The organism is Leifsonia sp. Y878, from assembly GCF_057669685.1.
Window position 1 is genome coordinate 767,919 of sequence record NZ_JBYHFS010000002.1, and the last position, 13,032, is coordinate 780,950.

At 63.8% G+C, this 13,032-nt stretch carries 13 protein-coding genes; 6 read left to right on the top strand and 7 right to left on the bottom strand.

The window, feature by feature from the left end; all coding sequences use genetic code 11:
- Nucleotides 1-20 precede the first annotated feature (20 nt).
- Nucleotides 21-1,049, top strand: a complete 1,029-nt coding sequence (locus AC25Y4_RS09725) for a 6-phosphofructokinase (protein ID WP_488120188.1) — start codon at nt 21-23, stop codon at nt 1,047-1,049.
- Here the strand turns inward: AC25Y4_RS09725 and AC25Y4_RS09730 are convergent.
- A complete protein-coding gene (locus tag AC25Y4_RS09730; protein ID WP_488120189.1) occupies nt 1,046-1,300 on the bottom strand; it encodes a mycoredoxin in 255 nt (84 codons plus the stop codon). The genes AC25Y4_RS09725 and AC25Y4_RS09730 overlap by 4 nt on opposite strands.
- 80 nt (nt 1,301-1,380) lie before the next feature.
- Here AC25Y4_RS09730 and AC25Y4_RS09735 point away from each other — a divergent pair, with 80 nt between their 5' ends.
- The 3 genes from AC25Y4_RS09735 to AC25Y4_RS09745 all read left to right on the top strand — a co-directional run bounded on the left by AC25Y4_RS09735 (nt 1,381) and on the right by AC25Y4_RS09745 (nt 3,484).
- Nucleotides 1,381-1,854, top strand: a complete 474-nt coding sequence (locus tag AC25Y4_RS09735; protein ID WP_488120190.1) for an 8-oxo-dGTP diphosphatase — start codon at nt 1,381-1,383, stop codon at nt 1,852-1,854.
- Nucleotides 1,855-1,961: 107 nt separating this feature from the next.
- On the top strand, nt 1,962-3,155 hold the full coding sequence (locus tag AC25Y4_RS09740) for an anion permease (RefSeq protein WP_488120191.1): 1,194 nt from the start codon (nt 1,962-1,964) through the stop codon (nt 3,153-3,155).
- Complete coding sequence (locus tag AC25Y4_RS09745; protein WP_488120192.1) at nt 3,152-3,484, top strand: peptidase; 333 nt, start codon at nt 3,152-3,154, stop codon at nt 3,482-3,484. Before AC25Y4_RS09740 ends, AC25Y4_RS09745 begins: the two co-directional genes overlap by 4 nt.
- Before the next feature lie 701 nt (nt 3,485-4,185).
- Here AC25Y4_RS09745 and AC25Y4_RS09750 read toward each other — a convergent pair.
- On the bottom strand, nt 4,186-5,460 hold the full coding sequence (locus tag AC25Y4_RS09750; protein ID WP_488120193.1) for a uracil-xanthine permease family protein: 1,275 nt from the start codon (nt 5,458-5,460) through the stop codon (nt 4,186-4,188).
- A 184-nt stretch (nt 5,461-5,644) separates the two neighbouring features.
- On the opposite strand from AC25Y4_RS09750, the gene AC25Y4_RS09755 reads away from it, so the two are divergent.
- Nucleotides 5,645-7,123, top strand: coding sequence for an NCS2 family permease (locus AC25Y4_RS09755; RefSeq protein ID WP_488120467.1), 1,479 nt, complete (start codon nt 5,645-5,647; stop codon nt 7,121-7,123).
- Nucleotides 7,124-7,267: 144 nt separating this feature from the next.
- Nucleotides 7,268-7,567 carry a hypothetical protein gene (locus tag AC25Y4_RS09760; RefSeq protein ID WP_488120194.1) on the top strand — a complete coding sequence of 100 codons (300 nt, stop codon included), beginning with the start codon at nt 7,268-7,270 and terminating at the stop codon, nt 7,565-7,567.
- Nucleotides 7,568-7,643: 76 nt separating this feature from the next.
- On the opposite strand, the gene AC25Y4_RS09765 is transcribed toward AC25Y4_RS09760, so the two are convergent.
- The 5 genes from AC25Y4_RS09765 to AC25Y4_RS09785 form a co-directional block, all read right to left on the bottom strand.
- Nucleotides 7,644-8,390 (bottom strand): FadR/GntR family transcriptional regulator, encoded by a 747-nt coding sequence (locus AC25Y4_RS09765; protein WP_488120468.1) that lies wholly within the window; start codon nt 8,388-8,390, stop codon nt 7,644-7,646.
- 12 nt (nt 8,391-8,402) lie between these two features.
- A complete protein-coding gene (locus tag AC25Y4_RS09770) occupies nt 8,403-9,194 on the bottom strand; it encodes a 3-oxoacyl-ACP reductase (protein WP_488120195.1) in 792 nt (263 codons plus the stop codon).
- An 84-nt stretch (nt 9,195-9,278) separates the two neighbouring features.
- Complete coding sequence (locus AC25Y4_RS09775; RefSeq protein WP_488120196.1) at nt 9,279-10,640, bottom strand: aldehyde dehydrogenase family protein; 1,362 nt, start codon at nt 10,638-10,640, stop codon at nt 9,279-9,281.
- Nucleotides 10,637-11,437, bottom strand: coding sequence for a gamma-glutamyl-gamma-aminobutyrate hydrolase family protein (locus AC25Y4_RS09780; protein ID WP_488120197.1), 801 nt, complete (start codon nt 11,435-11,437; stop codon nt 10,637-10,639). The genes AC25Y4_RS09775 and AC25Y4_RS09780 overlap by 4 nt, the downstream gene beginning before the upstream one ends.
- Nucleotides 11,424-12,791, bottom strand: coding sequence for a glutamine synthetase family protein (locus AC25Y4_RS09785; protein ID WP_488120198.1), 1,368 nt, complete (start codon nt 12,789-12,791; stop codon nt 11,424-11,426). Before AC25Y4_RS09785 ends, AC25Y4_RS09780 begins: the two co-directional genes overlap by 14 nt.
- Nucleotides 12,792-13,032: the final 241 nt, after the last annotated feature.

Below are 13,032 nucleotides of genomic sequence, written 5' to 3' on the forward strand. Positions count from 1 at the left end.
CGCATGAAGGAGCGTCAGAAATGAAGATCGGTATCCTCACCAGCGGTGGAGACTGCCCAGGCCTCAACGCAGTTATTCGTGGAGCAGTCCTCAAGGGGGTCCGCGTCCACGAGACCGAGTTCGTCGGCATCCGCAACGGATGGCGTGGCCTCGTCCAGGACGATTTCATGACGCTTGACCGTCACAGCGTGCGCGGCCTCTCTCGTCAGGGCGGCACAATTCTTGGCAGCTCCCGCACCAATCCCTTTGAAGGCGACAACGGCGGCCCGGAGAACATCCAGCGCACGCTCGACGCGCACGGCATCGACGCCGTCATCGCTATCGGTGGCGAAGGTACCCTCACCGCTGCACGCCGGCTCACTGATGCCGGGCTCAAGATTGTCGGCGTCCCCAAGACCATCGACAACGACCTCGCGGCCACCGACTATTCATTCGGGTTCGACACCGCCGTCGAGATCGCCACGGAAGCCATCGACCGGTTGCGTACCACCGCCGAATCGCACGGCCGCTGCATGGTGGTCGAGGTCATGGGCCGCCACGTCGGCTGGATCGCCCTGCACTCCGGTATGGCAGGGGGCGCGCACGCGATCCTCATCCCTGAGCAGCCCCAGACCATCGAGCAGATCTGCGAGTGGGTGGAGCACGTGCGGGACCGCGGCCGTGCACCCGTCCTCGTGGTCTCTGAGGGCTTCCGCCTCGCCGGCATGGAAGAGGCACACTCCGACAAGGGGCTCGACGCGTTCAACCGTCCGCGCCTCGGCGGCATCAGCGAGATCATCGCGCCCATGATCGAAGAGCGCACTGGTATTGAGTCGCGTGCCACGGTCCTCGGTCACACGCAGCGTGGTGGAGCGCCATCCGCTTACGACCGCGTCCTGGCGACCCGCCTCGGCATGGCCGCGATCGACGCCGTCTATGACGCGCGTTGGGGATCAATGGTGTCGTTGACGGGAACCGATATCAACATCGTGAGCATCGCAGACGCCACAGGGGGCCTGAAGACGGTTCCGCAGGCGCGCTACGACGAAGCAGCCGTACTCTTCGGCTAGGAGAGTTTTGCCTGCACGTCGGCGAGTGACGGGTTCGTCGCCGACGAGCCGTCGGGGAACAATACGGTCGGCACGGTGCGATTGCCGCCGTTGAGGCTCATCACGAGTTCAGAGGTGCCGTCTACCTCTTCGACGTTGACCTCGCGGAAGCCGATTCCGGCCTTCGTCAGCTGACCTTTGAGGCGCGTGCAGTAGCCGCACCAGTTGGTCGTGAACATAGTGATGGTTCCGGTTTCAGGGACAAAATCCATCTGCCAAGCGTAAGCCCGTCAGATGTGAATGTGCGACGCTGCAGATAATTCTTCTGGTGGCCCCCGGCTACGATAAGCGGATGATCCTGCCCCAGGTGTGCGTGAGCTACCTTCTCCGAAACCACAATGACGGCAGCCTTCAGGTGTTGCTCGGACGCAAGAAGAAGGGCCTCGGTCAGGGAAACTACGTTGGCCTCGGCGGCAAACTCGAACCGGGGGAGACGCCAGTCGATGCCGCTGTGCGCGAGATCGAAGAAGAGTCAGGCCTGATTGTTGCCGCATCAGACCTCACACCGATGGGGCACCTCACCTATCTGTTCCCATACAAGGACGCGTGGAGCCAGGGTTCAACGGTCTTCGTTTGCCGTGAATTCCGTGGCATCCCATGTGAATCTGATGAGTTAAATCCGGAGTGGTTCGACGTGGATGCCCTCCCGCTCGACGAGATGTGGGATGACGCGAAATACTGGTTACCGGGAGTTTTGTCCGGAATCGCCGTGCAGAAGACATTTACTTTCGGCCCAGATTTAGCCTCTGTGGTGGGCTCGTCCTAAGTTGACCTCGACCCCCGCGAGTGTCAGGATTATGCGGGTCCGATTAACGGCTCATGTACATCGTCTGAACACCCGGCCATTTGTGTCGGCCCCAGAGAAAGTCGCCGGTGGATCTCACCCTCATCGTCGTGCTGGTCATAGTACTGGCACTCATATTCGACTTCACCAACGGATTCCACGACACGGCAAATGCGATGGCAACGCCCATCGCAACCGGTGCCATGCGTCCGAAGGTTGCTGTCACCATCGCTGCCATCCTCAACCTGGTCGGTGCGTTCCTGTCGACTGAGGTCGCCAAGACTGTGTCTGGCGGCATCATCAAGGAAGGCCCAGGCGGGATCCAAATCACGCCGGAGATCATCTTCGCCGGTCTGATCGGTGCCATTGTCTGGAATCTGATCACCTGGCTGAAGGGCCTGCCGTCGAGTTCCAGCCATGCGCTGTTCGGTGGTCTCATCGGCGCGACGATCATCGGCGCCGGGTTCCAGGCGGTCGACTATCTCGTAGTCGTGGAAAAAGTCATCCTCCCGGCGCTGATCGCCCCGGTGATCGCCGGCGTTGTGGCATACACCGCCACCAAGCTCGCGTACGCGATCACTCGGCGTGAGCTCAACAAGCCGGATGGCCGTGGCGGATTCCGTTACGCACAGATCTTCTCCTCGTCGCTCGTGGCTCTGGCGCACGGAACTAACGACGCGCAGAAGACCATGGGTGTCATCACCCTCACGCTGATCGCTGGTGGCTTCCAGGTCGCGGGCAGCGGTCCTGAGTTCTGGGTCATCGCCTCGTGTGCGCTGGCCATTGCCATCGGCACATACTCCGGCGGCTGGCGCATCATCCGCACCATGGGTACCGGCCTCACCGAGGTCAAGCCAGCTCAGGGCTTTGCGGCAGAAACCAGCACGGCTGCCGCAATTCTCGCGTCCAGCCACCTCGGCTTCGCCCTGTCGACCACCCAGGTTGCTTCCGGATCGGTCATCGGCTCAGGCCTCGGCCGCCGTGGCTCAACGGTGCGCTGGAGCACGGCAGGGCGTATCGCGCTCGGCTGGCTCATCACGCTTCCCGCTTCGGCGATCATGGGCGCGTTCGCTGCCGGACTCGCTCTCATTGGTCCGATTGGTGTCGCACTCGACGCCCTCATTGGCGCCGCAGTCATCGGTGGCATCTTCTGGTACTCGCGTCGCGACAAGGTTTCTCACCACAACGCGGTCAACGATATCGATGACGCTGGTCGCGTCGTCAAGATCCGCAAGACCCCCAGGAAGCCCGCTCGCAAGGACCGGAAGAAGGTGTCACAGTGAGTATCTTCGTCTCCTTCCTGACCGTTGCCGTTGTCACACTGTTCTCCACGGCCGTGGTCGTCAGCCTCTACTCTCTTGGCCTGCGCCTACTCGTGACAGGCGGTCGAGCACCGGTCGTTGAGCCCCTGGAATTCACCGGCGCCATCTCGATCCTGACGCCGGCACAGGCGGCCAAGGCCGCAAAGCGGGCGCGTAAGGCCGCTGCGGCCAATCCGCTGACCCCGGTGCAGAAGCGTTTCGCCCTGGTTGGCGCGTACGTCTGCTTCGCGCTCACCGCGTGTGCCGTCCTCTACGGCGTGTACCTCATCGTTCCCGCGCTGCACGGCTAGTTTCACGTAGCCGGGCTCCTCGACCACCGGGTTTCGTTGGTCGAGGAGCCCGCGCCTGCGCGTGCCTATTGGGCAAATGGCGGATGGTTGTCTGTGGTGTGCGAGATGGCGAGGGCCAGCGATGCCGAGGTTTGCTTTCAGATATCGGTTCACTGGCCTGGTCTGGATGCTCTTGATCCGGCCGGCGGATTCGTTCTGGCCTGGGCAATCTCCGCACCGCACGGCTTCGGGCGGAGTTCTTGCGACACGCCGAGCGCAACCGCCACCTTCACGCGGCGTGTCGCATTTTCTCCGCTTGAACCGCCCCGCTGGTCGAGGAGCGAGCGCCAGCGAGCGTCTCGAGACCCTTCACTCCACGCCCGACAGGCTCCTCCACAGGCCGCCCCTCGCGACAGTCATCCACGGAAAAATGCCCAGATCAAGGCGCATTTCCGGCCCCAAGGAGCGTCAGTGGTGCCGAGGATAATTCAGGGTATGAACACCCTCGTGAGACAACTCCGAATAGAAGTCGACGAGGTGGCCCGGCTCGACCGGCTGTACGGCGCAGTGAAGTAGCAGGCGCAGTGAAGTAGCAGGCGCAGTGAAGTAACAGGCAGTGCTCCGGCAACGGAGCAGAGTTCTCAGGAGCGCAGTGCTGGCTCCCGGAGACACAAAACGCGGGCCGGGTGAAATCACCCGGCCCGCGTTCTGTTGTCCAGCTGTTACAGCGTCTTCCGCAGGCGGCCGATCGCGGTCATCACGTGGTAGATCACGATGGCAGCAACGGTGCCGAGTGCGATTCCGTTGAAGCTCAGGGTGCCGGCGTTCCAGGTGAAGTCGGCGATGCCGACAATCAGTGCCGTCGCGGCAGTGAACTGGTTCACTGGCTTGGAGAAATCAACCTTGTTGTCGAGCCAGATCTTCACACCGATGATGCCGATGAGGCCATAGAGCGCCGTCGTCACGCCGCCGAGAACCCCGGCGGGAATCGTGTTGATGACAGCGCCGACCTTGGGGGAGAGGCCGAGCAGGATGGCGAAGACACCGGCAACCCAGTACGCCGCCGTCGAGTAGATGCGCGTTGCGGCCATGACGCCGATGTTCTCGCCGTATGTGGTCGTTCCAGAGCCACCGCCGAAGCCGGCGAACATGGTTGCCAGGCCGTCTGCGAACAGGGCGCGTCCGGTGTAACGGTTGATCTTGGCATCCGTCATCTGGGCAACACCCCTGATGTGTCCGACGTTCTCGGCGATCAGCACGAGTACGACAGGCAGGAACGCCGGGAGGAGAGCCCAGACGGCGGGGTTCTCGAACGGGTTGGTGGGCATGCTGAAGTCGGGCAGGCCGACCCAGGCTGCCTCCGCGACCGCGTCGAAGTTGACCTCGCCGGAGAGAACGGCGACGAGGTAGCCGACGACGACGCCGATGAAGATCGACAGCCGACCGAGGATGCCCTTGAACAGCACGGTGCTCAGGATGACGGCCGCGAGGGTGATGAGCGCGGTCAGCGGAGCCAGCTGGAAGTTGGCCTTCGCCGCTGGGGCCAGGTTGAACCCGATGAGGGCAACGATGGCTCCAGACACCACCGGAGGCATCACAACGTCGATCCAGCCGGATCCCGTGAGGTGCACAACGGCGCCGATAATGGCCAGCAGCAGGCCGACAGCGATAATGCCGAACAGTGCACCGCCCATGCCCTGCGAGGCCATCGCTGCGGTGATCGGCGCGATGAACGCGAACGACGAACCCAGGTAGCTCGGAACCTTGTTCGCCGTGATGAGCAGGAACAGGATCGTGCCGATTCCGGAGAACAGAAGTGTGGTGCTTGGTGGGAAGCCCGTGAGGATGGGCACCAGGAATGTCGATCCGAACATCGCGACGACGTGCTGGGCGCCGATTCCGATTGTTCGCGGCCAGGTCAGTCGTTCATCAGGGCCGACGACATCGAGCGCGTCGACCGATTTTCCGTCGCCGTGCAGTTTCCAGGGCAGTGCCACTATTTCTCATTTCTCGAAAATCAACTCTGATGATGGTACTTGCCCGCCAGTTGCTCCCCAGACACACGGGCAGGTGAGCGGATCAGACGGGCGGAGGCCCTCTCACCTGAGTGGCGCCTGAAAAGCGGCGATTCGCCTAGACTTAACGCTTAGATTTCGTCGCGCAGGCACCAGGAGCCCCATCATTTCCAGTACAGAGACCGACTCACCAAAGTCGACACCGGAAGGCGGCCTGAAGGCTCGTCTCGACCGTTACTTCGAGATCACCCGTCGCGGGTCGACCTGGAGCCGTGAGGTGCGAGGTGGGCTGGTCTCCTTCGTCACGATGGCATACATCGTCATCCTCAACCCGTTGATCCTCGGCGGTTTCAGTGCAGACCAGGCGGCAACGGATATCGCGGGCAACTGGCTCCCCGCCGCCCAGGTCGCCGCCGTCACCGCGCTCACCGCCGGTGTCATGACCATTCTGTTCGGCATCGTCGCACGACTGCCGTTCGGCTTCGCCGCTGGCCTCGGCATCAACTCCTACCTCGCCGTCAGCGTGGTGGGCGAAGTGACGTGGCCTGAGGCCATGGGCCTCGTCATCATCAACGGCCTGATCATCGTGCTGCTGGCATCCACCGGTCTTCGCTCGATGATCTTCAATGCCGTTCCGCGGCAGCTGAAGCTGGCGATCACCGTCGGTATCGGTATGTTCATCGCGTTCATCGGCCTGGTCGACTCCGGCTTCGTGCGCACCAGTGGGGCATCATCGCCGCCCATCCAGCTGGGTGAGGGCGGTTCCGTCGCAACCCTGCCTACCGCGGTCTTCGTGATCGGCGTCATCATCATGGGCGTGCTCGTCGCGCGCAAGACCAAGGCAGCGCTCCTGATCGGCATCGTCGCAACCACCATCATCGCGGTCATCCTCGAGGCAATCTTCAAGGTGGGCCCGTCGCTCGGTACCAACGCGGCCGGCTGGAACCTGAACGCCCCAGAGCTGCCTACGAGCATCGTGTCGATTCCAGACCTCAGCCTGGTCGGCGACGTGAGCTTTGGCGCCTTCGAGCGGATCGGTGCCCTTGCCGCGCTCATGATCGTCTTCACCCTGGTCTTCACCAACTTCTTCGACGCCATGGGCACTATGACGGGCCTCGCCAATGAGGCAGGCGTTGCTGACAAGGACGGTAACTTCCCCCGACTGAAGTCGGCGCTCGTCGTCGAGGGCGTCGGCGCCGTCGTCGGTGGTGCAGCATCCGCTTCATCGAACACCGTCTTCGTGGAATCGGGAGCTGGCATCGGCGAAGGTGCACGCACCGGTGTCGCCAACGTGGTCACCGGTCTGCTGTTCCTGGCCGCCATGTTCTTCACGCCGCTCACCGAGATCGTGCCCCTCGAGGTGGCCGCCGCGGCCCTCGTCATGGTCGGTGCGATGATGGTTTCGCAGATTCGCTTCATCGAGTTCGATGACTTCTCGATCGTGCTGCCCGTGTTCCTCACCATCGTTGTCATGCCGATGACCTACTCGATTGCCAACGGCATCGGTGCCGGATTCATCAGCTGGGTGCTCGTGCGCTCGCTCTCCGGCAAGGCGAAGGAAATCAGTCCGCTGCTGTGGATCGTGGCCGCCGGATTCGTGCTCTTCTTCGTGCGCGGGCCGATCGAAAGCCTGATGGGACTGTAGTCATCGCGGCCGGGGACGGCCGGGGCGCGTGCCCCGGCCAGCCCCAGCTGAGATCAGGGGGGTAACCCGATACTGTCGCCGCGGCACGATCCGTAGCGTTGTAGCTGTGCCATTCCGGCATCACTACACAGGAGACAACCACTCATGACTACCTCATCCGTTTACCAGATTCCGACGACTGCGTCTCAGACGACGAATGCGCTCAGCATTTCAAGCCTGGTTCTCGGACTCGTTTCCATCTTCGCCGGCTGGACCTTCCTGGCGCCGATCGCCGGCCTCGTCGCCGGTGTCCTCGCGCTCCAGCGTGAGCCGGCGGGCCGCACCATCGCCATCTGGGGCATCGTGCTGAACGGCGTCATCCTGGCCGGCGCCGTGCTGGGCGTCGTGCTGATGCTGGTCTTCGGACTCGCCCTGCTGCCGTTCCTGCCGCTGGCCTTCATCTAGGATCTCCACCACAATCTACAAACGGATGCCGTCCTTGCCACACGCAGGACGGCATTCGTTTTCTGGTGCCAGTGACCTACTGCAGGAACCCGCGGAGCAGGGCGGCGGAACCGGCGACGTGCTCGCTCATGGCGGTCGCCGCTGCGTCGGGGCTGCCGGTGAGGATGGCGATCACGATCTGTTCGTGCTGGGCGTCTGAATGGGCGATGTTCGGACCGAGCGAAGGGATGCTGTCGAGCATTTCGTTCACGCGCATCCGCACCTCGGCGATGAGCGGCATGAGCGACGGTGAGCCCGCCACCTCTGCGATGGTGAGGTGCAGGCGTGAATCCAGTCGCCGGTAGTCGTCGTCTCCTGCTCCCTTCGCCTCGCTGAGGCTTGTCCACAGCAGTTCGCGTTCGGCCTGGCTGAGCGACCGGCTGGCGGCATGGCGGGCGGCACCCACTTCGAGGATGTCGCGCAGGATGAGGGTGTCTTCGATCTCGTCGACCGGGAAATGCCGCCGCGTGACGAGCTCGCCCGATGCATCGACACCGGGTGTCCCCGTTGGCAGCTCGTCGCTCACGAATGTGCCGCCGTAGCGGCCGCGGCGGGAGACGAGGTAGCCGGCGTCGGCGAGGGCGGCGATCGCATCGCGCAGGGTGTCCCTGCTCACCGCGAGCATGCCGGCGAGGTCACGCTCGGCCGGGAGCCGTTCACCGGGCGCCATCATGCCGAGGCGCACCGTCTGGAGCAACCGCTGCACAGTCTCCTCGAAGGCGTTGCTGCCGCGAACGGGTCGCAACAACGCCTCACCGCTCGGGTGTACCGCCTCGTCTGTCATCACGGTCTGATTTTATAGGGGCGTGACATAGGCCGAGCTGATGCCGCCATCCACCAGGAACGTCGACCCCGTGATGAACGAGGAATCATCGCTGGCCAGGAAGGCAACCGCCGCAGCGAGTTCCTCCGGCTCAGCGAAACGGCCAACCGGAATATGCACCAGCCGGCGCTGGGCGCGCTCCTGGTCTTTCGCGAACAGTTCCTGCAGCAGGGGAGTGTTCACCGGTCCAGGGCACAGTGCGTTCACGCGGATGCCCTGCCTCGCGAACTGCACACCGAGCTCACGACTCATGGCCAGCACGCCACCCTTCGATGCGGTGTATGAGATCTGGCTGGTGGCCGACCCGAGAACAGCGACGAACGACGCGGTGTTGATGATCGATCCGCTCTGCTGCTTCACCATGTGGCGGAGGGCGGCGCGCGAGCACAGGTAGACCGACTTGAGGTTGACGTCTTGCACCTTCTGCCACGCCGGCAGCTCAGTGGTCTCGATGGAGTCGTCCTCCGGCGGCGAGATCCCCGCGTTGTTGAAAGCGATGTCGACAGAGCCGTACGTGTCGTTGGCGGTGTCGAAGAGGGCGTTGACCTCGTCTTCGTCTGTGACATTGACCTTGACGAAGAGACCGCCGACGAGCTCGGCTGCTGCCGGGCCCGCGACCTCGTCCATGTCGCCGATCACAACTTTTGCGCCCTCCGCCGCGAACCGCCTGGCCGTGGCCAGGCCGATTCCGCTTGCCCCTCCGGTAACAACGGCGACCTTGCCGGCCAGTCGCTGAGTGAGGTCAATAGGGGTGATGCTGCTCATCCAGTGCTCCTTCGTGGTGCTGAAACGTGTGGTGTGAAAAATCGTGCGGGGTACAGTCGGTCAGTCGGTCAGTCGGTCAGTCGGTCAGTCCATGGCGATGAAGACGTTCTTGGTCTCTGCGAACGCGAGCGGGGCATCCGGCCCGAGTTCTCGGCCGAGCCCCGACTGCTTGAAGCCGCCGAATGGTGTTGAGTACCGCACGGAGGAGTGCGAGTTCACCGACAAGTTGCCAGACTCGACGCCGCGGGCCACCCGCAGCGCGCGTCCGACGTCGCGGGTCCAGATCGAGCCGGAGAGGCCGTACTCTGTGTCGTTGGCCAGCTGGAGGGCATCCGCTTCGTCGTCGAACGGCAGCACCGTGACCACCGGCCCGAAGATCTCCTCTGTGACGACGCGGTCGGTGCGAGACGCAGGCGTTAGCACCGTCGGCGCGAACCAGTAGCCTGGCCCGCTGGGAGCGCTGCCACGGAAGGCGACGTTGGTGTCGTCTGGCACATACGCGGAGACCGCTGCATGGTGCGTGGCTGAGACGAGTGGGCCCATTTCGGTGGCTTCGTCGGTGGGGTCGCCCACGGTGACGCCCTGCACCGCCGGTTCGAGCAGCTCCATGAAGCGGTCGTATGCGCTTCGCTCCACCAGGATGCGGCTCCGGGCGCAGCAATCCTGCCCGGCATTCTCGAACACGCCATACGGGGCTGTCGCTGCGGCCTTCTCCAGGTCGGCGTCGGCGAAGACGATGTTGGCACTCTTGCCGCCGAGCTCCAGCGTGACCCGCTTCACCTGGTCGGCGCAGCCGGCCATGATCTTCTTGCCCACCTCCGTTGAACCGGTGAAGACCACCTTCCGTACGGCAGGATTCGTGACGAACCGCTCGCCGACGACAGAACCACGCCCTGGCAGCACCTGGAACAATCCCTCAGGCAGCCCGGCTTCCAGCGCGAGTTCCCCAAGACGGATGCTGGTGAGCGGCGTCCACTCCGCCGGCTTCAGCAGCACCGCGTTGCCGGCCGCGAGGGCGGGCGCGAACCCCCAGGCCGCGATGGTCATCGGGAAGTTCCACGGGGTGATGATGCCGACGACACCCAGCGGTTCGTGAAATGTGACGTCGATGCCGCCGGCAACTGGAATCTGTTGGCCGAACATCCGCTCTGGCGACGCCGAATAGTAGGTGAGCACGTCGCGCACGTGGTTGGCCTCCCAGCGCGCCTGCGTGATCGGGTGCCCGGAGTTCGACACCTCGAGCTGCGCCAGTCGTTCGCTGTCGCTGTCGACAGCCTCCGCGAAGCGGCGCAGCAGCCTGGCCTTGTCTGCAGGGGCGACCCTCGCCCAGTCCTGCTGGGCAGCAACTGCTCGATCGACGGCCTCGTCGGTGGCGTCGGCGTCGAGCAACTCAACGCTGCTGACCTCCGACTCGTTGGCCGGGTTGATGATCGTATAGCTGGTCATGCGTGTGCCTCCCCGGGCGTTGCGTTGTTCGTGGCGTACGTCGTTGCCGCGTATGTCGTTGCCGCTTGCACGAGCCCGGCGAACAAGCGGATGTCGTCACTCGCCTCCTCCGGATGCCATTGCACGGCGACCCCGAACGGCACCGTCGCCAGCTCGACGCCCTCGATCACGCCGTCGGCGGTCGTGGCGCTCACGACCAGCCCATCGGCCACCCGGTCGATCGACTGGTGGTGGTACACCGGCACCGACAGGTCGTCCCCAAGCAAGCCATGAAGTGTGGTGTCAGACGCCACAGTGACGCCGACGTCGTTGAACACGCCACCGCCGAGCTGGTAGCTGCCCTGGCCGATGACGTCGGGCAGATGCTGGTGCAGGGTGCCGCCGAGCGCGACGTTCAGCACCTGGGCTCCGCGGCAGATGCCGAGGAACGGCAACTCCCTGATGATGGCCCTCCGCAGCAGGGTGTCTTCCCACGCGTCGCGATCCAGGCGTGGCTCGTCGGTCAGCGGATGCCGCTCCTGGCCGTACCTGGCCGGATCCAGGTCTTTGCCCCCGGTGATGATCAGGCCGTCGAGCCCATCGAGCACCCGGTCGGCGATCACGTTGTCAACGGGCTGCGGTGGCAGCAGTACGGCGATGCCGCCTGCGGCAGTGACCGCCTCGAAGTACACCTTGGGCAAGAACGATGCCGGGACATCCCAGACGCCGGTTTTTGACTGCTCCAGGTACGTGGTGAGCCCGATGACCGGAGGTCGACGGGCACCGGTGCCAGCGCCGTTCACCTCAGAGTCGTTCAAAGCCGCGAACCCTTTCCCAGTCGGTGACGGCGGCGTCATACGCTGCTACTTCGACACGCGCGTTGTTGAGGTAGTGCTCGACGACCTCGTCGCCGAATGCCTCCCTGGCAACGGCGGACTCACCGAACAGTGCCGCAGACTCGCGGAGAGTCGCCGGTACCCGCACCATGTCGCTCACGTATGCGTTGCCTTCGAACGCGTCGTCCAGCTCGAGTTCGTTGTCGATGCCGTGGAGGCCGGCGGCGATCAGTGCGGCGACAGCCAGGTACTGGTTCACGTCGCCCCCCGGCACCCGGTTCTCAACGCGCATGCCGTGTCCATGGCCGACGACGCGGAGGGCGCAGGTGCGATTGTCATGCCCCCACGCGATCGCCGTCGGGGCGAAGCTGCCGTCGACGTAGCGTTTGTACGAGTTGATGTTGGGCGCGGAGAACAGCGTGAGTTCCCGCATGACGGCCAGCTGCCCTGCGAGAAACTGCCTGAACATCGTGGACATGCCGTCGGCGGCATCAGGGTCGGCGAAGACGGCGGAACCGTCTGTGCCGCGCAGGCTGATGTGGATGTGGCAGCTGTTGCCCTCGCGCTCGTTGAACTTCGCCATGAACGTGAGGCTCTTGCCATGGGCGTCGGCGATCTCCTTGGCTCCGTTCTTATAGACCGAGTGGTTGTCGCAGGTGGCGAGTGCCTCGTCGTAGCGGAACGCGATCTCCTGCTGGCCGAGGTTGCACTCGCCCTTGACGCCCTCGCAGTACATGCCGGCGGCATCCATCGCCAGCCGGATCTCGCGCAGCAGCGGCTCCATCCGGGTGGAGGCCAGCAGTGCGTAGTCAATGTTGTAATCGCTGGCGGGGGTGAGGTCCTTGTACCCGGCCTTCCAGGCCTGGCGGTAGCTGTCTTCGAACACGATGAACTCGAGTTCTGTGCCGACGAACGCGGTCAACCCGCGATCGGCCAGCCGCTGCAGCTGGTTCTTGAGGATCTGCCGCGGGGATGCCACGACCGGCGCTTCATCGAGCCAGTGCAGATCGGCGGTGACGAGCACGGCCCCCGGCAGCCAGGTCGTCTGTCGAAGCGTGTTCATGTCGGGAATCATGGCCATGTCGCCGTAGCCGCGTGACCAGCTCGACATGGCGTATCCGTCGACGGTGTTCATCTCCACATCGACGGCGAGCAGGTAATTGCAGCATTCTGCGCCATGCGCGGCGATGTCCTCGAGGAACAGGCGGGCAGACACCCGCTTGCCGACCAGTCGGCCCTGCATGTCGGTGAATGCAACGATCACCGTGTCGGTCACGCCGGTGCGCACCTGCTCTGTGAGCTGGTCGATGGAGATGAATCCGGAGGCCTGTGTCATGGAACTTCTCCTCAGCGAGAACGTCGATGGTGCAGCTTCAATTCGGTGTGGCGCAGACCATTACATCACAAGGGCCCCGCGATAAGTCCACTGGTCAGGGGAACTATTTCTGCGATTTCAGCAAATATTTCTCCCAAAGGTAGTTACGCCGACCATTGATAGCCCTATAGTCATGCCAGCAACTGTCAGCTTTGTATACGTTGGCGCTCGTCGCGTGTGCAACCCAATCGAGAAGGAATCG